Source organism: Streptomyces hygroscopicus subsp. hygroscopicus (assembly GCF_030269125.1).
Lineage (GTDB): Bacteria > Actinomycetota > Actinomycetes > Streptomycetales > Streptomycetaceae > Streptomyces > Streptomyces hygroscopicus_C.
Window position 1 is genome coordinate 971,935 of the sequence record NZ_BSSM01000001.1, and the last position, 23,147, is coordinate 995,081.

Here is a 23,147-nt window from a genome sequence, read left to right on the forward strand (position 1 = left end):
CGCCGAGCCGACGCCGTGTCCCCGGTTGAGAGTCCGACCGGGGCCTTCTCCAGCGCCGGCCGAACGAGGCGAGAACGCCCAGACGTGACGGACGCGGCGGCCTCGGGGGCGATCCGTCGGGGACGGCCGAAGCATCCGTCACCGCAGCCCGAATAAGACGGGTCACGACCGACAGTGCCGGGAAAGATCGCCCACCAGGCGAAGAGGCCTCCTCGTTTTCCCGTGACCGGGGCTGGGCACCCGGTGCCTATGGCGACGCGTCCGGTTCCGGTGCGAACCATCCTCGCCGCCATCGGCCTGGTGCTCGCCACCTACGTCGTACTCGAGCTGGTGGTCCAGGCTCGCCGGGTGCTGATCTGGGCGGTCATCGCGTTGTTCCTGGCCGTCTCCCTTCATCCGGCGGTCGAAGCCCTCCAGCGACGGGTGCCGCGGTGCCGACGGCCGGTGGCCGCCTTGCTGGTCTTCCTTGCCACGGCCGCGGTCATCGGCGCGGTGGTCGCCCTGTTCGTCATCCCCCTGACCCAGGAGGGAGGCCGGTTCGCCGGTCATCTGCCCGCGATGATCAGAGACGCCCAGGCCGGCCGCGGGCCAGTCGGTAACCTGCTGGAGCGGACACACGCTCTGCAGTACGTCCAGCACCATCAGGCGCAGATCCACGCCTTCGCCACCGGACTGAGCACGCCCGTCGCGAAGTTCCTCCGCAGCGCCGCAAGCACCGCGGCAGGCGCTGTCACGATTTTCGTGCTGGCCTATCTGATGGTGCTGGAGGGCCCCAAGGCGATAGACCGGGCCCTGGCCCTCGCGGACGAGGCGCCCGCGGCCCGCATACGCCGCGTCGGAGACGCGTGCGCCCGTACCGTCAACGGCTATCTGACCGGGAACTTGCTGATCAGCGTCATCTGCGGGCTCCTGACCTACGTCGTGCTGCTGGTTTTGGGAGTGCCGTTCGCCGGCCTGCTGGCCCTCTTCGTCGGCGTGACCGACCTCATTCCCCTGGTGGGAGCCACCATAGGAGCTGCCGTCGCCTCCGCAGTGGCGTTCGTCCACTCCCTGCCGGCCGGCATTGGGGCCGTCATCTTCTTCATCGTCTATCAGCTGGCCGAAAACCACCTCCTGCAACCGGTCATCCTGTCTCGGACGGTGAAACTCAACCCCCTCACCGTGCTGCTGGCCACCTTGATCGCCGCCGAAGTCGCCGGGATCCTCGGTGCCCTGCTGGCGATTCCCGTCACCGGCATCATCCAGGTCGTCCTCGGTGACATCTGGGCTCACCGCCACGGTGGGCCACCGGGACTGCCGACGCGGACAGACGACAGCCTTGAGAACGCCGACCGTTCCGACGCCCCCGAATAACGGCCTGACGGAATCCGGCAGCCCAAGCGCGACGAGGAGTTCGCCCAGGTCGACGACTGCGCCCCTCTCCGCCAGGCGAAAGATCGTTGACAGACGGACACGGTCAGTGTTCGAGCGGGCCCTGGACGTCCGACAGACCGAACACCTCGGCTGCCGCTGCGGTGGTCACCGGGAGGAATTCTCCGCTTCTACGGCTGGGGCGGGACGTGCGTGCGGCCCTGGTGAATGCCGATGCCCGAGATAGCCCGGCCCAATCGGGCGCGCCGCACGACGCCGGCGTCGCCGTCATGACCGCGCCCCCTACGATGCACGCGAAACACCTCCGCCGGCCGACGGCCCGCGGAGGTGCGTGATGTCGCCGCTCGCCGGCGCCCGGTCGGTCCAGCTCCGCCGCTCAGTGCTGGGCGTGCGGATGTGCGTGGAACAGGGGGCGCCGCCGCTGCGGGGGCGTGCCGGCAGCCAGATGGCCGATCTCGACGCGTGTCCTGATGGCACGGACCACTTCGGTCAGACCGACGACGATGGCCATGACACCCACTACCAGCGTGAGTGTCGCGATGGAGGCGAACGGCATGACGATCATCACGATGCCGGCCATGGTCCCGATGATGCCGAAGGCCACGTGCCAGCCGCGCGCCGGCATGGTCTGATCGGAGGCCGCCGCCACCGTCTCCAAGGCGCCCCGGAGCAGCCAGCTGAAGCCGATCCACAGGGCGAGCAGGAAGACCGACTCGAGGGGGCCCCGGAAGCAGACCAGTCCCAACAGGACGGAGGCCGCGCCGGTGATGAAGTGCAGTACGCGCAGATGCCCTAGGACATGGGTGCCAAAGGCGGCGGCGAGTTGGAACACACCGGTGGCCAGCAGGTAGACGCCGAAGAGCACGCCGACGACGCGGAGCGTCTCGCCCGGCCAGACCAAGGCGATGACGCCCAGGGCGATGGTGGCGAGACCCATGGTGAGCAGGATCTGCCAGCCCACGTTCGCCAGAGCGGCCATGCCTTCGGCCGCGGGACTCTCTTGTGGCTCGGGGCCACGTGGCGGGACGGAACCGGGGCGGTCGGAAGGAGATGTCATGGCACCTACCTCCTTCTGTGAGCAGCGTGGTTGCGTCACTACATGTCCATCGTCACCCGATCAGCCTCATGTCGCTCGGCATCCTGTTCAGTGGCGGGGCGTGACGAGAGGGCCGAGGAACGTGCGGACCGGATGTGGGCCGACCTGCTGCACGGGGTCCGGGTGGCCCAGACCGGTGTGCAGATCCTGCTCGCCGCCGCGTCCAGCCCGTCTTCACCGGCCTCGGCAACCTCGACCGTGCCTTCTACGTCGCCGCAGCCACCCTCGGGGCGGCCAGCGCCGGGCCGGTGACGGCCCGGTGTCCCTGCGCCGCATCGTCGCCGACCGCCACATCAAACCCCAGACCGTCATGCTCGCTGCCTGGCTGACAGCCGCCTTCGGTGTCTGGCTGATCGCTGTGCGGCTCGTGCCTCCCGTTTGGGCCATACACGCAGTCGTAGCTGGCCCGGCTGACGCGGACCCGCCGATGCTCTCCTCAGGAGGTGCTGTCGGCTTCGGTGTTCGAGGTCGGAGGATTGTCGGTCGTGGCCGCCTGCGCGGGCGCCTGGGATGCCGGTCGCGGGGGTGCGAGTGCTCCTCCGCGGCGTAGTACGGCGTAGCCGATTCCGATCCCCGCGGCGACGGGCCACTCGAGGACGCCTGCCAAGGCGAGAGCACCCAGCCCCGCGTAGAGAGGGAGTCCGCCTTTGGCGGGCAGTATGCGCTGGGCGGCCGCGATGGGCAGGGTGACCGCTGTCTGCGCGGCGTGGGCGACGCTGTCGAGCGGGATGGTGATCGTATGCCCCTCGTGCCCGTCACCCGCGTGCCGGTCGGTTGCGTCCGTCGCGGCGGTGTCCGTTGCGGGGGCTTGCGCTGTCTTCCGGGTCATGTGATTACTCCATCACTCGCTCCGATCCCCCTACGCTATGTCCGATTCATATAGATTTCAGAGCCAGTTCACCTCTCGGGGTCGGAGGCACGGTGGCCAGGCACCGCCAAAGCCACGGGGGCCGGGCTTGGGCTTGAGCAAGGGAGTCGCGCCGGTGCTGCGAGGTGGCGTGGTGATCAAGTGACGCCCCTTCTGTTCACCTCGTGTTGGCACGCACGACGGCCCAAATCTGACGACATGTCTTGAATGCCGATTGTCCTGAGAAAAACCGGCAAAACAAGCCATCTCCTAGAGGCTTGATCAGCCAAAGGACATTGCCGTGCCCCTCACCATCGTCATCACAACGCCCCGGACCCCTCTGTTTCCCCAGGTGAAATCGCTTGCACGTGGTCTCGCTCCCCTTGCCGCACCTCTCCTGGGCATGGCAATAGACGCCAGCGGCCTGGGACTGCCCGCACGGCTCCTCCTGCACGCCGCGCTGCACACCACCCGGCAACTGGGACGCACGCACACTGAAAGCAGCGGGCCGCAACCGTCTGCGACCGCGGCGGCCCTCCCACCCTCGCCGGACCCGGACCGCAGGCCGGCAGCCGGCACGCATTCTGATCACGGCACAGCCCCATCGGTCCTCACACCGCGGCCGTGAGAAGGCGGCCACCCGCCGCAAGGTCCCCGCAGGCATCGCGTCTGACTGCTTGGCACCACGGAATTCCCGACCCCCCACACCCACAAAACCGCAGGTCAGGAGCCCTTCGCGGCCGGTTCGAGGATGGCGACACACTCCACGTGGTGGGTCATCGGGAACAGATCGAACGCCCGCAGCATCCGCACCCGATACCCGTTCTCCTTGAAGTACCCCAGATCCCGCGCGAGCGCCGCCGGATCGCACGCCACGTACGCGATCCGCCGCGCCCGCAGGGACGCGAGGTGCGCCACCGTGTCGCGGCCGGCGCCCGCGCGCGGTGGGTCGAGGACGATCAGGTCGACCTCGGTGATGCCGGTGCGCGGCAGGACGGACTCGACCTTGCCCTGCTCGATGCGGACCCGGGGGAAGTCGGCCAGGTTGTGCCGCGCGTCCTCCACCGCCCGCTTGCCGGACTCGATGCCGAGGACCGCGCCCTTGTCGCCGAGGCGGTCGGCGAGGGCGCCGGCGAAGAGGCCGACGCCGCAGTAGAGGTCGAGGGCCATCTCGCCCTTGCGCGGGAGCAGGCCCTGCATCACCGCGGTGACGAGGGTGTCCGCCGCCTTCGGGTGGACCTGCCAGAAGCCGCCGGCGCCGACGCGGTGGGTGCGGCCGTCCGCGCGCTCGCGGACGAAGGGGCGGCCGTGGACGCGGTGCACGCCGCCGGACTTCTCGTCGACCCGAAGGACCGAGACCGGCTTGTCCAGCTCGACCAGCGGGAGGCGGCCGCCCGGACGCGGGGTGAGGATCACCTGGCGGTCCTGGGAGCCCGTCGCCGCGATCGCCTCGACCGACTCCATGCCGGTCCAGTCGTGCTTCTCGATGCCCAGCTCGGACACGCCCGGGGCCGCGATCATGCAGTGGTCGATGCGCTCGACCTCGTGCGAGCGGTGACGGCGCAGACCCGCGTGGCCCTCGGCGTCGACGGCGTACTGCACCCGCGTGCGCCACTGCGGCACCTCGCCGGCGGGCAGCTTGTCGCCCTCGGCCGGGACCACCGTGCCGTCCCAGCCGGCCTCCTCCGGGGTGAGGCCGGCGAGCCGCCTGAGCTGTTCGGCGATCACGTCCGCCTTCAGCCGCCGCTGGGCGCCCGGCTTGGCGTGCTGCCAGTCGCAGCCGCCGCAGCGTCCGGGGCCCGCGAAGGGGCAGGGGGCCTCGATGCGGTCCTTGGACGCCTCCAGGATCCGCACGGCGTCGGCGCGCAGGAAGCGGGCCCCCTCCTCGCCCTCGGTCACCTTCGCCACCACCCGCTCGCCGGGCAGCGCGTGCCGGACGAAGAGGACCTGGCCCTCGGCGGTGCGGGCGATGCAGTGGCCGCCGTGGGCGACGGGGCCGATCTCGACCTCGTACTCCTCGCCCACCAGAGACGTGGTCGGTTCTGCCTGCATGGTGGGTGACTCCAGGGGATCGAGTGCGAGACCGAGGGACGGCGAACGGAGGGACAGCGACACGCAGACGAGCTGCGGATACGGGTCCGGGGCGGCGAGCGCGGCCCGGTGGACCGACAACAGCCCACCAGTCTACGGCCTCACCGCCCCGGACCCGACCCGCGCTCCCGCACCGGTCCCGCGCACGGCTCCCCCGGCGGCTCCCGGATCGGCCTGCGCGCACGGCTCCCCGGCCGCTCCGCGTCAGTCCTTCGCCGACGACTCCTTCGGCCGCTGGTCCGCCGGGCCGCGGCGGACGGCGCCGGGCGCGTTCCACTCCTGGCGCCTGCGGGCCCGGACGCGGGCCACCTCGGAGGAGGCCAGCTGGTAGGGCACGGAGGTGACCATCACGCCGGGCGTGAACAGCAGGCGGCCCTTGAGGCGCAGGGCGCTCTGGTTGTGCAGCAGGTGCTCGTACCAGTGGCCGACCACGTACTCGGGGATGATCACGGAGACCGCGTCGCGCGGGGACTCCTTGCGCAGTCCCTTGACGTACTCGATCACCGGCCGGGTGACCTCGCGGTACGGCGAGTCGAGGACCTTCAGCGGTACGTCGATGCCGCGGCGCTCCCACTCCTCGCGCAGTGCCTTGGTCTCGGCCGGGTCCACGTTGACCGTGAGCGCCTCCAGACCGTCGGAGCGCATCAGCTTGGCATAGGCCAGGGCCCGCAGGGTCGGGCGGTGGATCTTGGAGATCAGCACCACGGAGTGCACCCGGGAGGGGCGGACCAGGTCGTCGTCCGGCTCCTCGGGCGCGGCGATCTCCTCGGCGACGCGGTCGTAGTGCTTACGGATCGCGGTCATGGTCGCGTAGAAGATGCACATGCCGAGCAGGGCCACCCACGCGCCGTGCGTGAACTTGGTGACCAGCACGACGACCAGCACCAGACCGGTGAGGAAGGCACCGAAGGTGTTGATCGCGCGCGAGCGCAGCATGTGGCGGCGCTTGGCCTGGTCCTTCTCGACCGCGAGGTGGCGGTTCCAGTGCCGGACCATGCCGGTCTGGCTCAGCGTGAAGGACACGAACACGCCGACGATGTACAGCTGGATCAGGCGCGTGGAGTCGGCGCCGTAGATCACGGTCAGCAGCGCGGCGGCGCCGGCGAGCAGCACGATGCCGTTGGAGAACGCGAGCCGGTCGCCGCGGGTGTGCAGCTGGCGGGGCAGGTAGCGGTCCTGGGCGAGGATCGAGCCGAGCAGCGGGAAGCCGTTGTACGCCGTGTTCGCGGCGAGGAACAGCACCAGCGCGGTCGCGGCCGCCAGCAGGACGAACAGGAAGCTGCCCTTGCCGAAGACCGCCTCGGCGACCTGGGAGATCACCGGGTTCTGGACGTATCCGGAACCGATCGGGTGGCCGTTGTGCAACAGGTCGGTGGCCGGGTTCTCGGCCATGCGGACCTTGGTCGTCATGGCCAGGGCGATGATGCCGCAGAACATGGTGACGGCCAGCAGGCCCATCGCCGCGAGCGTGGCCGCCGCGTTCTTCGACTTGGGCTTGCGGAAGGCCGGGACACCGTTCGAGATGGCCTCGACACCGGTCAGGGCGGCACAGCCGGAGGAGAAGGCCCGCAGCAGCAGGAAGACCAGCGCGAAACCGGCGAGGCCCTGGTGCTCGGCTCTGATGTGGTACTCGGCGGTCGGCGCCCGCATGGCGTCACCGAGCACCAGGCCGCGGAACGCGCCCCACAGGATCATGATGAAGACGCCGCCGACGAACACGTACGTCGGGATCGCGAAGAGCTTTCCGGACTCCTTGACGCCGCGCAGGTTCATCAGCGTCAACAGGACGATGACGGTGGTCGCGCAGAGCACCTTGTGCTCCACCACGAACGGGACGGCCGAACCGAGGTTCTCGATGCCGGAGGCGATGGAGACGGCGACCGTCAGCACGTAGTCGACGAGCAGGGCGCTCGCGACGGTGAGGCCGGCCTTGGGGCCGAGGTTGGTCGTCGCCACCTCGTAGTCGCCGCCGCCGCTCGGGTACGCGTGGACGTTCTGGCGGTAGGAGGCGACCACGGTGAACATCAGCACGACGACCGCGACCGCGATCCAGGGGCTGAAGTGGTACGCCGACACGCCCGCGATGGACAGGACCAGCAGAACCTCCCCCGGCGCGTAGGCGACGGAGGACAGCGGGTCGGAAGCGAAGACGGGGAGTGCGATGCGCTTCGGCAGGAGGGTTTCCCCGAGCCGGTCACTGCGCAGTGCGCGCCCGATCAGGATCCGTTTGGGCACGTCGGTCAGTTTGGACACGAGAGAGGATCGTAAGCCTTCGAACTGGCAGCCGCCCACCCTGTCCGCAATATCTTCCCCATGGGTGAACTCGGCGGCGGAATGATGTACGGATTCCGTGGCCCTGACACGGGTCGTGCCCGGATGGCAGATCCCGCCTGCCCACCGACCCGTGGAGGCCCCTTGCCGCCCGCCGCCGGGCTGATCGGGGCCCTGGCCACCTTGGACGGCCTCGGAATCCTGACCCTGTGCGGCGTGCGCAGCATCACTCGCAGACGAGCGGACGAGGCCGGGCGACGGGCCGGGCGGGGTACGGGGGTGCCCGCGCGGGGTGATGCGTGTGTAGCTTGGGCGACGGTCTGAGAACCTGTTCAGGCCAAGATTAACGACTCTTGACTTCGGAAGGACGGTCGTGCACATCGTCATCATGGGCTGCGGGCGAGTAGGTTCCGCTCTCGCCCAGACCCTGGAGCAACAGGGGCACACGGTCGCCGTGATCGACCAGGACCCGACCGCCTTCCGTCGGCTGGGACCGGGATTCGGGGGCCGCCGGGTCACCGGAGTCGGCTTCGACCAGGACACCCTGCGCGAGGCGGGGATCGAGGAGGCGGGCGCCTTCGCGGCCGTCTCCAGCGGCGACAACTCCAACATCATCTCCGCGCGGGTCGCGCGCGAGATGTTCGGCGTGGAGAACGTGGCCGCCCGCATCTACGACCCCCGGCGCGCCGAGGTCTACCAGCGCCTCGGCATCCCGACCGTGGCCACGGTCCGCTGGACGGCCGACCAGATGCTGCGCCGGCTGCTGCCCTCGGGGGCGGAGCCGCTGTGGCGCGATCCCACCGGCGGGGTGCAGCTCGCCGAGGTGCACGCCTCCCCGAAGTGGGTCGGCCACAAGATCAGCAAGCTGCAGGAGGACACGGGCGTGCGGGTCGCGTTCCTGACCCGGCTGGGGGAGGCGATCCTGCCCACCTCCCAGACGGTGTTGCAGGAGGGCGACCTCGTGCACGTGATGATGCGGACGGACGACGTGGAGCAGGTCGAGGCGGCGTTCGCCGGGGGCCCGGAAGAGGAGGGCGGTCACTGATGAGGGTCGCCATTGCCGGAGCCGGCGCCGTCGGCCGCTCGATCGCCACCGAGCTGCTGGAGAACGGCCACGAGGTCCTGCTCATCGACAAGGCCCCGACCGCCATCTCGGTGGAGCGGGTGCCGCAGGCGGAGTGGCTGCTGGCCGACGCCTGCGAGATCACGTCCCTGGACGAGGCGGCGCTGCAGCGCTGCAACGTGGTGATCGCCGCCACCGGTGACGACAAGGTCAACCTGGTGGTGTCGCTGCTCGCCAAGACGGAGTACGGCGTTCCGCGTGTCGTCGCCCGCGTCAACAACCCGAAGAACGAGTGGCTGTTCAACGAGGCGTGGGGCGTGGACGTGGCCGTCTCCACCCCGCGTCTGATGTCCGCCCTGGTCGAGGAGGCGGTGAGCGTCGGCGACCTGGTACGGCTGCTGCGCTTCAGCCACGGCGACGCCAACCTCGTGGAGCTGACGCTGCCCGAGGAGTCGGCCCTGGCCGGCACCCAGGTCGGGGACGTGCACTGGCCCGAGGACACCTCGCTGGTGACCATCATCCGCGGCACCCGGGTGCTGACGCCCTCCCGGGAGGACTCCCTGGAGCCGGGCGACGAGTTGCTCTTCGTGGCGGCACAGGCCCGGGAGCAGCAGCTGGAGGAGCTGCTGTCGGTGCGGCGGGAAGAGTCCTGACGGCCCGGTGAACGTACGAAGGGCGCCCTTGGTGACAAGGGCGCCCTTCGTGGTCGTGGCGACGCGCTGCGCGTACGGCGGTCACGCCTGCCTGCGGTGCCGGCCCGGGGCGGGGTCACCGCCCTCGGCGGCCAGCGCGGCCTCGCGCTCCTTCTCGGCCCGCTCCTCGGCCTCCATCTCCGCGAAGACGTCGATGGGCGCGGGCGCCTTGGCGAGGAAGACCCAGGTGAGCCAGACGGCCAGCAGGAAGGGCGGGATCTTCAGGGCCACCAGGACCCAGCCGAGCCGGGTGGTGTCGGACCACCAGTAGAGCGGGAAGAGGATCGCGCACTTGGCGAGCAGGATCAGGCCCCAGGCCCAACTCGCCTTGGCGTACGCCTTCTTGCGGCCCGGGTTGCGGGTGCGCCAGGAGAGGTTCTCCTTGAAGACCGGGCCGAGGATCAGGCCGATCAGCGGGACCCCCGCGAGGGTGGTAACGATGTACGCGAGCGCCAGGCCCAGCGTGTAGAGCATGCCGGGCAGGTAGAAGTCCTTGGCATTGCCGGTGAACATCGCGAACACCACGCCGAAGACCACGCCGAACACACCGCTGAAGGCGTGCTTGACGGTGTCCTTCATGGCGAGCCGGACCACGACCAGCACCAGGGAGACGGCCAGCGCGGCGATCGCCGAGAGGTGCAGGTCCTTGTCGACCGTGAAGATCGCGACGAAGAGCAGGCCCGGCACGACCGTCTCGACCATGCCGCGGACGCCGCCGAAGGCCTCGAACAGCGCCGCCTCGGTCACCGCACGGGCGTCGCCTTCGCCGGACGCGCCGGGCGGGGTCTGGTCGGTGTCTTCGGTCGGCTTGTCGAGGGACGTCACCGGCTACTCCCGTCCGAGGGGTCGCAGTTCGTACTTCGGGTTGAACAGCACCCGGCGGCCCCGGCTCAGCGAGATCCGGCCCGATGCGATCAGCTTGCGCCCTGGTTCTATGCCCACGATGGAACGCCTGCCGAGCCACACCACGTCCAGCGCCGCGGACCCGTCGAACAGCTCGGCCTCCAGGGCCGGGACGCCGGCGCGCGGACGCAGGGTGACCGTGCGCAAGGTACCAGTTACGGTGACGATCTGCCGGTCCTGACAGTCGCCGATCTTCGTACAACCAGCCGTCTCGGCGTCCTCGCGCAGCTCCTCGGACTCCAGGTCCGCCTGGGACGTGGAGAGCCGGTCGAGCATCCGCCGGAACCGGCCGGCCGGCTTTTCGGAACGAGGAACAGCACTCATATCTGAAGCGTACCGGGGCCTGCGGACAGCGCCGTGTCCCCGTTCACACTTCCCGGTGTGCGGCTCCTCATTTCTCGAACCGGTACCCCATCCCGGGCTCGGTGATGAAGTGCTTCGGGTGCGAGGGGTCGGCCTCCAGCTTGCGGCGCAGCTGGGCCATGTAGACGCGCAGGTAATTGGTCTCCGTGCCGTAGGACGGCCCCCAGACCTCCTGGAGGAGCTGCTTCTGGCCGACCAGGCGGCCGGTGTTGCGCACCAGCACCTCCAGGAGGTGCCACTCCGTGGGGGTGAGCCGGACGTCCCGGCCGCCGCGGTGGACCTTCTTCGCGGCCAGGTCGACGGCGAACCCCTCGGTCTCCACGGTCGTCACGCCGTCGTCGCCGGCGCCGACGGGCTCGGCACGGCGTACGGCCGCCCGCAGCCGGGCCAGCAGTTCGTCCATGCCGAAGGGCTTGGTGACGTAGTCGTCGGCGCCCGCGTCCAGGGCCTCGACCTTCTCGTCGGAGGAGTGCCGGGCGGACAGCACCAGGATCGGCACCCGGGTCCAGCCGCGCAGGCCCTTGATCACCTCGACGCCGTCCATGTCGGGCAGGCCCAGGTCGAGGACGACCACATCGGGGTGGCGCGAGGCGGCGATGTCGAGGGCGGACCTGCCGTCGGCGGCCGCGTCGACCTCGTACTTGCGTGCCTTGAGGTTGATCACGAGGGCGCGCACGATCTGCGGCTCGTCATCGACCACGAGGACCCTCGTGGGGGTCTGGGCCCCGCTCGGGCTCAGCATAGGGTCTGCCTTTCTGGTTCCGCGCCGCCCGGCCCACCGGCGCCGGGGACGGGCTCCGCGCCGCTCGCGCCGCCGTCGCCCGGGGCGGGGGTGGCCGCCGTTTCGGGGGAATGGGTCACCGGTTGCGTCCCGTGGAGGCTGCGCAGGCTCAGGACCATCGTGAGGCCGCCGCCGGGCGTGTCCTCCGCGTTCAGCGTGCCGCCCATGGACTCGGCGAAGCCGCGGGCCACGGCGAGGCCGAGTCCCACGCCGGCGCCGCGGGGCGCGTCGCCGTACCGCTGGAAGGGTTCGAAGATACGGTCCTTGGCCGTGTCCGGCACGCCCGGACCGCGATCCACCACGCGGACCTCGACCCGGTCGGCGAGGGCGCTGGCGGAGACCAGGACGCGCCGGCCGTGCGGGCTGTACTTGACGGCGTTCTCCACGAGGTTGGCCACCGAGCGCTCCAGCAGCCCGGGGTCGGCCAGGATCATCGGCAGGGTCTCGGGCACGTCCAGGTCGACACTGTTCTCCGGTACGCCGCCCAGGGCCATCGGGACGACCTCGTCCACGTCGATCTCGCGGATCAGCGGGGTGACGGTGCCGGTCTGGAGGCGGGACATGTCCAGGAGGTTGCCGACGAGGTGGTCGAGCCGGTCGGCGCCCTCCTCGATGCCTTCCAGCAGCTCGGCGCGATCCTCCTCGGACCAGTCGACGTCGGCGGAGCGCAGCGAGGAGACGGCGGCCTTGATCCCGGCCAGCGGGGTGCGCAGGTCATGGCTCACGGCGGCGAGCAGGGCGGTGCGGATGCGGTTGCCCTCGGCGAGTGCCCGAGCCCGCTCGGCCTCCTCCTGCAGCCGCCTGCGGTCGAGGACGACGGCGGCCTGGGCGCCGAAGGCGGCGAGCACCCGGCGGTCCTCGGCGGGCAGTACCCGGCCGGTCAGCGCGAGCGCCATGTGGTCGCCGACGGGCATGTCGACATCGGCGTCCTCGGGGCGCTCCAGGGCGGGCCCGAAGCCGGCACGGCCCGCGCACGTCCACGGCTCGACGTCGCTCTTCCGCTCCAGCAGGGCGGCCGACTCCATGGCGAAGGTCTCGCGGACCCGCTCCAGCAGCTCCTCCAGGCTGGTCTCGCCGCGCAGCACATTGCCGGCGAGGAAGGAGAGGATCTCGGACTCGGCCCGCAGCCTGGCCGCCTGGTGGGTGCGGCGGGCGGCGAGGTCCACCACGGAGGCGACGGACACGGCGACGCCGAAGAAGATCACTATGGCGACGATGTTCTTCGGGTCGGCGATGGTCCAGCGGTGCAGGGGCGGGGTGTAGAAGTAGTTCAGCAGCAGAGAGCCGAGCGCCACCGAGGCCAACGCGGGCAGCAGGCCGCCGAGCAGGGCCGCGGCGACCGTGACGGCCAGGAACAGCAGCATGTCGTTGGCGAGGCCGATGTCGACGCTGTTCAGCAGCAGCGCGAGCACCGACGGTCCGACGACCCCCATGGCCCAGCCCGAGATGATCCTCGTACGGCCGAGCCGGGCGCCGCGGGCCACGGGCAGGCCGCGGCCCTTGGCGACCTCCTCGTGGGTGACGATGTGGACGTCGAGGTCGGGGCCGGAGTCCCGGGCGACGGTGGCGCCGACGCCGGGCCCGAAGACGTACTGCCAGGACTTGCGGCGCGAGGAGCCGAGCACGATCTGGGTGGCGTTGACGCCGCGGGCGAAGTCCAGGAGCGCGGCCGGTATGTCGTCGCCGACGACGTGGTGGAAGGTGCCGCCGAGGTCCTCCACGAGGGTGCGCTGGACGGCGAGTTCCTTCGGGGAGGCGGCGGTCAGGCCGTCGCTGCGGGCGATGTAGACGGCGAGCACCTCGCCCCCCGCGCCCTTCTCGGCCAGCCGGGCCGCCCGGCGGATGAGCGTGCGTCCCTCCGGTCCGCCGGTCAGTCCGACCACGATGCGCTCGCGCGAGCCCCAGATCTTCGAGACCCGGTGCTCGCTGCGGTACTGGTTCAGGTACTCGTCCACCCGGTCGGCGACCCACAGCAGCGCGAGTTCGCGCAGGGCGGTGAGGTTGCCGGGGCGGAAGTAGTTGGACAGCGCCGCGTCGACCTTGTCGGGCTGGTAGATGTTGCCGTGTGCCATCCGGCGGCGCAGCGCCTCCGGCGACATGTCGACCAGCTCTATCTGATCGGCCCGGCGCACGACCTCGTCGGGCACGGTCTCGCGCTGGCGCACCCCGGTGATGGACTCGACGACGTCGCCGAGGGACTCCAGGTGCTGGATGTTCACCGTCGAGACGACGTCGATCCCGGCCGCGAGCAGCTCCTCGGCGTCCTGCCACCGCTTGGCGTTGCGCGAGCCGGGGATGTTGGTGTGCGCGAGTTCGTCCACCAGGGCGACGGCCGGCGCCCTGCGGAGCACGGCGTCGACGTCCATCTCCCCGAAGACGCCCCCGCGGTACTCCAGCTCCTTGCCCGGCACCTGCTCGAGTCCGTGCAGCATCACCTCGGTACGCGGCCGCCCATGGTGCTCCACGAACGCCACGACGCAGTCCGTACCGCGCTCGACCCTCCGGTGCGCCTCGGCCAGCATGGCGTACGTCTTCCCGACCCCGGGCGCCGCCCCGAGATAGATCCGCAGCTTCCCGCGTGCCATGGCTCCATTGTCTTCCGCTCACCCCCGCCTACGCAGCGTCGACCTTACGGCCAACGATGCGGACAAAGGGGACGGGGGGCGGGGGACGAGGGGGCTTTGACGGAATTCTGACGGGACGCCTGTGGGCGTCCGGACGGGATGCGCGGCGCGCGCCTGCGAAAAACGGGCCGCACCTGTCAGAGGCGCGACCCGTCTGCTGAAGCCGTCAGCGGACCTCGGTGATCTCCGGCCCCCGCTGCAGCTGCCCCATCCCCCCGGAGAACCGCGAGCCCTCCTCCTGCTGGACCCCCTCGGGGACCATCTGGGCGTCGTTCGGCAGCTTGAGGACGATCGGGTCGCGGGGCGCCATCGGGCCCTCGCCGCGGACCACGACCGTGTCCCGGAAGATCTGCTCGAGGAGCCCGGCGGCCTGCGGCTGCACCGCGCCCTGCCCGGAGATCACACCGCGCAGGAACCAGCGGGGCCCGTCCACACCGACGAACCGGACCACCTGGAAGCCGCCCGTGCCGTCCGGCAGCTGCACCGGCACCTGGGCCCGCAGCTCCCAGCCGAGCGGCCCCTCGACCTCGTCGACGATGCCGCCCTGCTGTGTGATCCCGGCCGCGATCTCCTCGCGGACCTCGCCCCAGATGCCCTCGCGCTTGGGCGCGGCGAACGCCTGGAGCTGGACGGCGCTGTCGTGCAGGACGACGGTCGCGGCGACGATCGCGTCACCCGCGACCTCGACCCGCAGCTCCATGCCGTCCACACCCGGTACGAACAGACCGCCGAGATCCACGCGGCCCTCGGCCGGCTCGCGCACCTCGGTGCTGTCCCACGGCCCCTCGGGCCGCGGGCCGGGCTCCAGCCGGACGCGCTCGCGCTCGGCCTCCGCCTCCTCGTCCGCCTCGGTGTCGACGCTGTCGACGACCTGCTCGGCCTCGCCGGCCGCGTCCTCGGCGGCACCCTTCTTGTTGCGACGTCCGAACACGTCACTGTCCTTCCCGGTCGGATACGACCGAAGCGTATCGATTCCCACCCGTCGGACCGCCCTCGGCGGACCGACCGCTTGTGCCGCTCTCGTCGCCCACCGCGGCATGGCCACCGGTGGACCCGAAGCCCCCTTCGGCCCGCGCGGAGCCGGGAAGTTCCGCCACCTCCAGGAAGCGGACCCTCTCGACCTGCTGGACGACCAGTTGGGCAATCCGGTCGAAGCGCTCGAACCGCACGCCCTCGCGCGGGTCGAGATTCACCACGATCACCTTGATCTCCCCACGGTACCCGGCATCAACCGTCCCCGGGGCATTCACCAGGGCGACACCGCAGCGGGCGGCGAGCCCGGAACGCGGGTGCACGAAGGCCGCGTACCCCTCCGGGAGGGCGATCGACACCCCGGTGGGCAGAACGGCCCGCTCACCGGGGGCCAGCTCGCACGCCTCGGTGGTGCGCAGATCGGCGCCGGCGTCCCCGGGATGCTCGTACGCCGGAAGCGGTACGTCCGGGTCCACGCGCCGGATCCGCACGTCCAGCGGGGGACGGCCGGCGGCGCTCACGGGTTCACCTCGAAGGCGCGGGCCCGCCGGACCTGGTCGGGGTCGCTCATGGCGGCCCGGATCTCCTCCGGGCGGCCGTGGTCGACGAAGTGGTCGACCTTCACCTCGACGAAGAGGGCGTCGGCCCGGACGGCGACCGGCCCCTCGGGGCCGCCGAGGCGGCCGACGGCGCTGGAGTAGATCTTCCGCCCGGCGACGGCGGTGACCTCGGCCGCCAGGTGGAGGGTGGTGCCGACGGGAACGGGACGTACGTAGTCGGTCTCCAGCCGTCCGGTCACGGCGATGGTCCGCAGCAGCCAGTTCAGTGAGCCCAGGGTCTCGTCCAGGGCGGTGGCCAGCACGCCGCCGTGCGCGAGGCCGGGAGCGCCCTGGTGGGCGGGCTGGACGGTGAACTCGGCGGTCAGGGTCACGCCTTCGCCGGCCCGTGCCTCCAGGTGCAGCCCGTGCGGCTGCCCGGGGCCGCAGCCGAAACAGTGCTCGTAGTGGGCGCCGAGGAGTTCCCCGGGCGCGGGCGCGTCGGGGTGCCGTACCGGTTTCACCGCGTCGGCTGGGGGCTGAAGGCTTGCGGAACTAGCACTCACGAGCGCAGACCTTACCCGCCCGTCCGTCCCCCACCACCGCCCCGCGTGACGCGCTCCGCGCCCGCCACCCTCGTTCCGGCGCCCGGGGGATCCCGTGCCAAGCTTGAGTCCATGCAGCACTCCGCCACCCCGTACGAAGAACGCCTCACCGCCCCCCGCTCGTGGTGGCTGATCAGTTTCTTCGTGGGCGTCTCCTGCGCCCTGATCCTTTTCCCGTTCGGCACCCTGCCGATCCTGGGCGGCCTGGTCGGCGGTACGGCCGCGGCCGCGGTGGTCGCCAGTTCGTACGGCTCCCCGCGCATCCGCGTGGTCGGTGACTCGCTGATCGCGGGCGAGGCGAAGATCCCGGTGTCGGCGCTGGGCGAGACGGAGGTGCTGGACCCGGAGGAGGCCCGCGCCTGGCGCACGTACAAGGCCGATGTCCGCGCGTTCCTGCTGCTGCGCGCGTACATCCCGAGGGCGCTGCGGGTGATCGTCACCGACCCCGAGGACCCGACGCCGTACCTGTACCTGTCGACGCGGGAGCCGGAGCAGCTGGCCGCGGCGATCGAGGCGGCGCGGAAGGCGAACGCGCACCGTTCCGCGGAGGGCTAGGAGCCCGCGGGCAGGAAGCCCCTCAGGAAGCCCTCGGAGGCGCGGACGAGGGGCTGGGGGCCGCTCAGGGCCCGTCGGGGAGGTCGCGCAGCCTCAGGGGCTCGGCGGGCTGCTCCAGGGGCGGCAGCTGCTCCAGCTCCTCCCAGGGCACCTGGATCCCGCGCAGGTCGGCGCGGACACGGGCCGCGAGCCTTCTGGTGTCCCGGCGGTTCAGCACCGCCCCGACCGCGGCGCCCACCATGAACGGCATCAGGGTCGGCATGTCCCGCACCATCCGCTTCATGATCTGCTGGCGCAGTTGGCGCTTCATGCGGCCGCCGAGGGCCGCGTCGTAGGTCGACGGCTTCATCACGTCGACGCCGCGCTCCCCCGACCAGGAGGACAGGTACGCGGTGCTGCGGACCTTGAGGCTGCCCGGCGGGCGGACGCCGTAGACCTCGTGCAGTTCCGCGATGAGTTTCAGTTCGACCGCCGCGACGCCGGTGATCTCCGCGGCCAGTTCCGTCGGCAGAGCGGGCGGCACGGGCAGCATCGCCGCCGCGCCGATACCGGCCCCGATGGTCGAGGTCCCGGCCGCGGCGCCCGCCACCAGCTTGTCGGCGAGCTCCTCGGGCCCCAGGCCGGGGAACTGCCTGCGCAGGGTCGCGAGGTCGCGTACGGGCACCCGGGGCGCGATGTCGATGACGCGGTCCGCGAGGTACGCCAGTCCCGCGCGAGCGCGGTCACCGCTCCTGCGGACGCCTTCGCGGGCGATGACCCGGGCTTTCCCGCGGAGGACCCGAACCCGTCGTGTGGCGACGGGCGCGGGCCGCCGCTTCGGCTCCGGGTGATCGGCCCGGTCCGTCGTCGGTTCGAGCGGGGCTCCCGCGTCCGGGGAGCCCCGCTCGTCGTCACGCGCGCCGAGTGGGCCGTCGAGCGACCCTTGGTCCGCCTTCCGCGAGGGGAAGCGGCGCTTCCGGGGAGGGGTCGAGCCAGTCATGGCCGACCCGGCCTCAGTCGCAGTCGCGGCAGATCGGCTGACCGTTCTTCTCGCGGGCCAGCTGGCTGCGGTGGTGGACCAGGAAGCAGCTCATGCAGGTGAACTCGTCCTGCTGCTTGGGCAGGACCCGGACGGCCAGTTCCTCGTTCGAGAGGTCCGCTCCGGGCAGTTCCAGGCCCTCGGCGGCCTCGAACTCGTCGACGTCCACCGCGGAGGTGGTCTTGTCGTTCCGCCGGGCCTTCAGCTCTTCCAGGCTGTCCGAGTCGACGTCATCGTCGGTCTTGCGTGGAGTGTCGTAGTCGGTTGCCATATCGCTCTCCCCCTCTGGGTGTCTGCGGTGTCTCCAGCGCACGTAACGCGTGAGAGGCCGGACTTGTGCCCGACCTGAGGCGGAGATTTTGCCTCACATCAAGGGCTGTTACTCAATCGACACCCAATCCGATCCCCCGAGAGTGATCGGCTTGGATGGCGGTGTGGACCGTACACGCTTCGAATGCCGCACCTCAAAGGCGCCTCATCGTGTACTTCCCGTGATCAAGAGGGCTGAAAACCAGGACTTTCCGGGCTTTTCACCCCCTGTCATGATCACTGACAGTACATGGCCGGAAATCCGCCCATGTGATCGATCACACAGGGAGAAGCCCGTTCGGCCCCTGGAAAATTCCGCGTGAAGCGAACATCTTCCGCGTGTGTCGACGGCACGGGCCGTGGGTCACAGCGGAAGCGTCACACGCATCACGAGACCACCGCCCTCGCGGGGCCGCGCCGCGATGTGCCCGCCGTGCGCACGGGCCACGGACCGCACGATGGACAGGCCGAGGCCCACGCCCTTGTCGCTGCCCGTGCGCTCGGTGCGCAGGCGCCTGAAGGGCTCGAAGAGGTTGTCGATCTCGTACGCCGGCACCACCGGACCGGTGTTCGAGACGGTGAGCACCGCCTGTCCGTGCTGGACCTCGGTGTCCACCTCGACCCATCCCCCCTCGGCCACGTTGTACCGCACCGCGTTCTGTACGAGGTTCAGCGCGATCCGCTCCAGGAGCACACCGTTGCCCTGCACCACGGCGGGTTTCCGCTCGCCGCGGATCTCCACGCCCTTGGCCTCGGCCTCGGAGCGCACCTGGTCGATGGCCTGGGTGGCCACCTCGGCCAGGTCGACCGGTTTGCGCTCCACGATCTGGTTGTCGCTGCGGGCGAGCAGCAGCAGGCCCTCGACCAGCTGTTCGCTGCGTTCGTTGGTGGCCAGCAGCGTCTTGCCCAGCTGCTGGAGCTCCACCGGCGCGCCCGGGTCGGAGAGGTGGACCTCCAGGAGGGTGCGGTTGATCGCGAGCGGGGTGCGCAGTTCGTGCGAGGCGTTGCCGACGAAGCGCTGCTGGGCGGTGAAGGCCCGCTGCAGGCGCTCCAGCATCTCGTCGAAGGTGTCCGCCAGCTCCTTGAGCTCGTCGTCCGGGCCGTCCAGCTCGATCCGGCGGGAGAGGTCCGAGCCGGCCACCGCGCGGGCGGTGCGGGTGATCCGGCCGAGCGGGGACAGCACCCGGCCCGCCATCGCGTACCCGAACGCGAAGGCGATCACGGCGAGGCCCAGCAGGGCCAGCAGCGAGCGGCTGAGCAGGTTGTCCAGGGCCACCTGGCGCTGGTGGTCCACGCACTGGCTGATCGCGTCGTTGAAGTCAGCCAGCGGCAGGCTGGTGGTGTTGATCGCGGGGCAGTTGTCGCTGGAGACCTTCAGCTCCTGGAAGCTGACGATCTTGAACAGCGGCTGGTTGCCGGTGCTGATCGCCTGCGCGGCGAGCAGGTAGATGATCGACAGCAGCAGGATGCCGGCGATCAGGAACATGCCGCCGTACAGCAGGGTGAGGCGTATGCGGATGGTGGGGCGCAGCCAGGGGAAGGGCGCCTGGGGCCGCCGGGGGTCCCAGGTGGGCTTCGGGGGCGCCTGCGGGGGTGCGGGGGTCGTGGCCATGGTCGATCAGATCCGGTAGCCGGAGCCGGGCACGGTGACGATCACGGGCGGCTCGCCGAGTTTGCGGCGCAGGGTCATGACCGTCACCCGGACCACGTTGGTGAACGGGTCGGTGTTCTCGTCCCAGGCCTTCTCCAGCAGCTGCTCGGCCGAGACGACCGCGCCCTCGCTGCGCATCAGCACCTCCAGGACCGCGAACTCCTTGGGCGCGAGCTGGACCTCCTTGCCGTCGCGGAAGACCTCGCGGCGGTTCGGGTCCAGCTTGATGCCGGCGCGCTCCAGGACCGGCGGCAGGGGCACGCTGGTGCGGCGGCCGAGGGCGCGCACGCGGGCGATCAGCTCGCTGAACGCGAACGGCTTGGGCAGATAGTCGTCCGCACCGATCTCCAGGCCCTCGACGCGGTCGCTGACGTCGCCGGAGGCGGTGAGCATGAGCACCCGCGTGGGCATGCCCAGCTCGACGATCTTGCGGCAGACGTCGTCGCCGTGCACGAGCGGGAGGTCGCGGTCGAGGACGACCACGTCGTAGTCGTTGACGCCGATGCGCTCCAGGGCGGCCGCACCGTCGTACACGACGTCGACGGCCATGGCCTCCCGGCGCAGTCCGGTGGCCACCGCATCGGCGAGCAGCTGCTCGTCCTCGACGACGAGTACGCGCACGTCGCTGTCCTTCCTGTGTCCACCCGCGCAGCGCCGGAGCGCCCGCGCGGGCAGGGGTGTTCGTGAAGTGTGACCTCCATCCTGCCCTTTTCGGCCATAAGTCGGCTGTAAGCGGCGTCCTGCCGCAGGGACGGGCGTCCCGGGGCGGGAATGCGAGATTTTCTCCACCGTTCAGGTTTCCCGGGAAGGGAGCCGGGGGAGGACGGGTTTACACCCCGCGATCACGCTCTGCATGTGCCGCAGCACCATGCGGTACCTCGCGATCCGCTTGTGCAGGGCGGGCGCGGGTGTCCGGCACCGTAGCCGCCCGGCCGGGCGCGCCGGGCACCTGCGAGACGTGATCGTCCTTTCCCACGGCACACCCCCGTGCCACCGACCCACCGACCCAGGACGAGGGGGCGCAGCATGGACGCTTTCACCGCAGGACTTCTCCAGCGCATAAAGACGACCGAGTCCGACCTGTCGCGGGCTCGTGACGAGGGCGACGACTTCCTCGTGGAGGTGGAGCAGGCAGAGCTGGACGACCTGCGCCGCCTCGCCGCCGAACACGGCGTGGAGGTCGGCGCGTCACGCGTCTGAATCGACCCGCGCGCACAGGCGCGACCACAGCTCGCGAGGGGACCCCGGCGAATCCAGCGCCGGGGTCCCCTCGCGTCGTGCCGGCGGGGCGTCAGTCGTGCCAGGCCCCGAAGTCCTCCAGCAGCCCCTGGAGGGGCTCGAAGACGCCCGGGGACCCCGCGACGGCCAGTTCGCGCGACGGGCCCTCTCCGGGCCGTCCACCGGTCAGGGCGCCCGCCTCCCGGGCGATGAGGTCCCCCGCCGCGTAGTCCCACGGGTTCAGTCCGCGCTCGTAGTACCCGTCGAGCCGGCCGCAGGCCACGTCGCACAGGTCGATGGCCGCGGAGCCGCCGCGCCGGATGTCCCTGACCAGCGGGACGACGCGGGCGGCCACCTCGGCCTGGTGGGTCCGTACGTCGGTGACGTAGTTGAAGCCCGTGGAGACCAGCGCCTGGTCCAGCGGGGGCGCCGGGCGGCAGGCGAGCGTCCGTTCGCCCTCCCACGCGCCGGTGGCCCAGGCGCCCCCGCCGCGCACCGCCTGGTACGTCTCGCCGCGCATCGGGGCCGCGACGACCCCGGCGACGGTCTCGCCGTCCTGCTCGGCCGCGATGGACACCGCCCAGGTGGGCAGGCCGTAGAGGTAGTTCACGGTGCCGTCGAGCGGGTCGATCACCCAGCGCACGCCGCTGGTGCCGGCGGCGGAGGCGCCCTCCTCGCCGAGGAAGCCGTCGTCGGGGCGCCGCCCGGAGATCAGATCGGTGATCAGCTTCTCCGCCGCGATGTCCATCTCGGTGACGACGTCGATCGGGCTGGACTTGGTCCGCGCCACGGCGAGATCGGCCGGGCGGCCGTCCCGCAGCAGTTCGCCGGCGCGGCGGGCGGCCTCCTGGGCCAGCCGCAGCAGTTCCCGGTGCAGGGGGTCGGTCACGGGTCTCCTCACGCGTAGGGGCTGTCGGTGCCGGCCGCGGCCGGGCGGGGCGCCCGGGAGGGGCAGCAGCCGACCGGGCAGACGTGGTGGCTCGCGCCCAGGGTGCCCAGGGCGCAGGGGGTGACGTCCTGGCCGCGCTCGACGGCGGCGCGCTCCAGGATCAGCTCGCGCACGGCGGCGGCGAACCGGGGGTCGGCGCCCACGGTGGCCGAGCGCCGCACCGGCAGGCCCAGCTCCTCGGCCTTGGCCGTGGCCTCGGTGTCGAGGTCGTACAGGACCTCCATGTGGTCGGAGACGAAGCCGATGGGGGCCATGACGACCGCGGGGGCGCCGGCCGCGTGCCGCTCCTCCAGGTGGTCGCAGATGTCGGGCTCCAGCCACGGGATGTGCGGGGCGCCGGAGCGGGACTGGTAGACCAGGCTCCAGGGGTGTTCCACGCCGGTGCGCTCGCGGACGGCGTCGGCGATCAGCCGGGCCACGTCGAGGTGCTGCTCGACGTAGGCGCCGCCCTCGCCATGGGCCTCGACGGGGCCGGAGGTGTCGGCGGCGGCCAGGGGGATGGAGTGGGTGCTGAAGGCGATGTGGGCGCGGTCTCGGACGTCCTCGGGGAGGTCGGCGAGGGAGCGCAGCACACCGTCGATCATCGGTTCGACGAAGCCGGGGTGGTTGAAGTAGTGCCGCAGCTTGTCGATCCTCGGCAGCTCCAGGCCCTCGGCCCGGAGGGTGGCCAGCGCGTCGGCGAGGTTCTCGCGGTACTGGCGGCAGCCCGAGTACGAGGCGTAGGCGCTGGTGGCGAGGACCAGGATGCGGCGGCGGCCGTCGGCGACCATCTCGCGCAGGGTGTCGGTCAGGTACGGCGCCCAGTTGCGGTTGCCCCAGTAGACCGGCAGGTCCAGGCCGTGCCCGGCGAAGTCCTCGCGCAGGGCCGCGATCAGGGCGCGGTTCTGGCCGTTGATGGGACTGATCCCGCCGAACCGGAAGTAGTGCTGCCCGACTTCTTTCAGGCGTTCCTTCGGGATGCCGCGCCCGCGCGTGACGTTCTCCAGGAACGGGACCACGTCGTCCGGGCCTTCGGGGCCACCGAAGGAGAGCAGGAGCAGGGCGTCGTACGGGGTGGCATCGAGCGCGTCTGGCATGTCTCGATCCTGCCACCCGGCACCGACACCCCGGCAACCGCGGGGTGAAGAGCCGAGACCAGTATGGTTTATGACGAAATTTTCCACCGATAACCGGATGCGCTTAGGTTCGCCTAACTCGTAAGCTGTATCCGCCGCATTCGCGCCTTACCGGAA

23 protein-coding genes are annotated in these 23,147 nt (G+C 71.1%); 6 read left to right on the top strand and 17 right to left on the bottom strand.

Annotated features, from left to right (window positions below; translation table 11 throughout):
* Positions 1 to 249 precede the first annotated feature (249 nt).
* Complete coding sequence (locus QSK45_RS04065) at positions 250 to 1,353, top strand: AI-2E family transporter (RefSeq protein WP_285553212.1); 1,104 nt, start codon at positions 250 to 252, stop codon at positions 1,351 to 1,353.
* A 394-nt stretch (positions 1,354 to 1,747) separates the two neighbouring features.
* On the opposite strand, the gene QSK45_RS04070 is transcribed toward QSK45_RS04065, so the two are convergent.
* Positions 1,748 to 2,428, bottom strand: a complete 681-nt coding sequence (locus QSK45_RS04070; protein WP_285553215.1) for an HdeD family acid-resistance protein — start codon at positions 2,426 to 2,428, stop codon at positions 1,748 to 1,750.
* Positions 2,429 to 2,560: 132 nt separating this feature from the next.
* Here QSK45_RS04070 and QSK45_RS38315 point away from each other — a divergent pair, with 132 nt between their 5' ends.
* On the top strand, positions 2,561 to 2,719 hold the full coding sequence (locus QSK45_RS38315; protein WP_490993506.1) for a hypothetical protein: 159 nt from the start codon (positions 2,561 to 2,563) through the stop codon (positions 2,717 to 2,719).
* Positions 2,720 to 2,903: 184 nt separating this feature from the next.
* On the opposite strand, the gene QSK45_RS04080 is transcribed toward QSK45_RS38315, so the two are convergent.
* The 3 genes from QSK45_RS04080 to QSK45_RS04090 all read right to left on the bottom strand — a co-directional run bounded on the left by QSK45_RS04080 (position 2,904) and on the right by QSK45_RS04090 (position 7,658).
* A complete protein-coding gene (locus QSK45_RS04080) occupies positions 2,904 to 3,296 on the bottom strand; it encodes a hypothetical protein (protein WP_285553217.1) in 393 nt (130 codons plus the stop codon).
* Positions 3,297 to 4,037: 741 nt separating this feature from the next.
* Positions 4,038 to 5,366, bottom strand: a complete 1,329-nt coding sequence (locus QSK45_RS04085; protein ID WP_285553402.1) for a class I SAM-dependent RNA methyltransferase — start codon at positions 5,364 to 5,366, stop codon at positions 4,038 to 4,040.
* A gap of 243 nt (positions 5,367 to 5,609) precedes the next feature.
* Positions 5,610 to 7,658, bottom strand: coding sequence for an APC family permease (locus tag QSK45_RS04090; protein WP_285553219.1), 2,049 nt, complete (start codon positions 7,656 to 7,658; stop codon positions 5,610 to 5,612).
* Between the two features lie 391 nt (positions 7,659 to 8,049).
* Between QSK45_RS04090 and QSK45_RS04095 the strand changes: the two genes are divergently transcribed.
* Both QSK45_RS04095 and QSK45_RS04100 read left to right on the top strand, forming a co-directional pair.
* Positions 8,050 to 8,721, top strand: a complete 672-nt coding sequence (locus QSK45_RS04095) for a potassium channel family protein (RefSeq protein WP_285553221.1) — start codon at positions 8,050 to 8,052, stop codon at positions 8,719 to 8,721.
* Positions 8,721 to 9,392 (top strand): potassium channel family protein, encoded by a 672-nt coding sequence (locus QSK45_RS04100; RefSeq protein WP_285553223.1) that lies wholly within the window; start codon positions 8,721 to 8,723, stop codon positions 9,390 to 9,392. The genes QSK45_RS04095 and QSK45_RS04100 overlap by 1 nt, the downstream gene beginning before the upstream one ends.
* Before the next feature lie 81 nt (positions 9,393 to 9,473).
* On the opposite strand, the gene QSK45_RS04105 is transcribed toward QSK45_RS04100, so the two are convergent.
* From QSK45_RS04105 to QSK45_RS04135, 7 genes are all read right to left on the bottom strand, one after another.
* The gene (locus tag QSK45_RS04105) at positions 9,474 to 10,256 is read right to left on the bottom strand and encodes a DUF3159 domain-containing protein (RefSeq protein WP_285553224.1); all 783 of its coding nucleotides are present in this window, start codon (positions 10,254 to 10,256) and stop codon (positions 9,474 to 9,476) included.
* Between the two features lie 3 nt (positions 10,257 to 10,259).
* Positions 10,260 to 10,658 carry an OB-fold nucleic acid binding domain-containing protein gene (locus tag QSK45_RS04110; RefSeq protein WP_285553226.1) on the bottom strand — a complete coding sequence of 133 codons (399 nt, stop codon included), beginning with the start codon at positions 10,656 to 10,658 and terminating at the stop codon, positions 10,260 to 10,262.
* A 67-nt stretch (positions 10,659 to 10,725) separates the two neighbouring features.
* Positions 10,726 to 11,439, bottom strand: coding sequence for a response regulator (locus QSK45_RS04115; RefSeq protein ID WP_285553228.1), 714 nt, complete (start codon positions 11,437 to 11,439; stop codon positions 10,726 to 10,728).
* Positions 11,433 to 14,063 carry a sensor histidine kinase gene (locus QSK45_RS04120; protein ID WP_285553230.1) on the bottom strand — a complete coding sequence of 877 codons (2,631 nt, stop codon included), beginning with the start codon at positions 14,061 to 14,063 and terminating at the stop codon, positions 11,433 to 11,435. Before QSK45_RS04120 ends, QSK45_RS04115 begins: the two co-directional genes overlap by 7 nt.
* Positions 14,064 to 14,268: 205 nt before the next feature.
* The gene (locus QSK45_RS04125; protein ID WP_285553231.1) at positions 14,269 to 15,033 is read right to left on the bottom strand and encodes a DUF3710 domain-containing protein; all 765 of its coding nucleotides are present in this window, start codon (positions 15,031 to 15,033) and stop codon (positions 14,269 to 14,271) included.
* Between the two features lies 1 nt (position 15,034).
* Positions 15,035 to 15,595, bottom strand: a complete 561-nt coding sequence (dut, locus tag QSK45_RS04130) for a dUTP diphosphatase (RefSeq protein WP_285553233.1) — start codon at positions 15,593 to 15,595, stop codon at positions 15,035 to 15,037.
* Positions 15,592 to 16,176, bottom strand: a complete 585-nt coding sequence (locus QSK45_RS04135; RefSeq protein ID WP_285553235.1) for a PaaI family thioesterase — start codon at positions 16,174 to 16,176, stop codon at positions 15,592 to 15,594. Before QSK45_RS04135 ends, dut begins: the two co-directional genes overlap by 4 nt.
* A 111-nt stretch (positions 16,177 to 16,287) precedes the next feature.
* On the opposite strand from QSK45_RS04135, the gene QSK45_RS04140 reads away from it, so the two are divergent.
* Positions 16,288 to 16,770, top strand: a complete 483-nt coding sequence (locus QSK45_RS04140; RefSeq protein ID WP_285553236.1) for a DUF3093 domain-containing protein — start codon at positions 16,288 to 16,290, stop codon at positions 16,768 to 16,770.
* 64 nt (positions 16,771 to 16,834) lie between these two features.
* Here QSK45_RS04140 and QSK45_RS04145 read toward each other — a convergent pair whose 3' ends face one another.
* The 4 genes from QSK45_RS04145 to QSK45_RS04160 form a co-directional block, all read right to left on the bottom strand.
* Positions 16,835 to 17,749 (bottom strand): hypothetical protein, encoded by a 915-nt coding sequence (locus tag QSK45_RS04145; protein WP_285553238.1) that lies wholly within the window; start codon positions 17,747 to 17,749, stop codon positions 16,835 to 16,837.
* A gap of 13 nt (positions 17,750 to 17,762) precedes the next feature.
* Entirely contained in the window at positions 17,763 to 18,059 is a 297-nt protein-coding gene (locus QSK45_RS04150) for a DUF4193 domain-containing protein (protein ID WP_037654155.1), read from the bottom strand.
* A 402-nt stretch (positions 18,060 to 18,461) separates the two neighbouring features.
* Positions 18,462 to 19,709 carry a sensor histidine kinase gene (locus QSK45_RS04155; RefSeq protein ID WP_285553248.1) on the bottom strand — a complete coding sequence of 416 codons (1,248 nt, stop codon included), beginning with the start codon at positions 19,707 to 19,709 and terminating at the stop codon, positions 18,462 to 18,464.
* A 6-nt stretch (positions 19,710 to 19,715) separates the two neighbouring features.
* Positions 19,716 to 20,369 (bottom strand): response regulator transcription factor, encoded by a 654-nt coding sequence (locus tag QSK45_RS04160; RefSeq protein WP_003993508.1) that lies wholly within the window; start codon positions 20,367 to 20,369, stop codon positions 19,716 to 19,718.
* 405 nt (positions 20,370 to 20,774) lie between these two features.
* Here QSK45_RS04160 and QSK45_RS04165 point away from each other — a divergent pair, with 405 nt between their 5' ends.
* On the top strand, positions 20,775 to 20,948 hold the full coding sequence (locus QSK45_RS04165) for a hypothetical protein (RefSeq protein ID WP_285553251.1): 174 nt from the start codon (positions 20,775 to 20,777) through the stop codon (positions 20,946 to 20,948).
* Between the two features lie 91 nt (positions 20,949 to 21,039).
* Here QSK45_RS04165 and QSK45_RS04170 read toward each other — a convergent pair whose 3' ends face one another.
* Both QSK45_RS04170 and QSK45_RS04175 read right to left on the bottom strand, forming a co-directional pair.
* Complete coding sequence (locus tag QSK45_RS04170) at positions 21,040 to 21,855, bottom strand: inositol monophosphatase family protein (RefSeq protein ID WP_285553252.1); 816 nt, start codon at positions 21,853 to 21,855, stop codon at positions 21,040 to 21,042.
* Positions 21,856 to 21,863: 8 nt separating this feature from the next.
* A complete protein-coding gene (locus tag QSK45_RS04175; protein WP_285553253.1) occupies positions 21,864 to 22,991 on the bottom strand; it encodes a ferrochelatase in 1,128 nt (375 codons plus the stop codon).
* Positions 22,992 to 23,147: the final 156 nt, after the last annotated feature.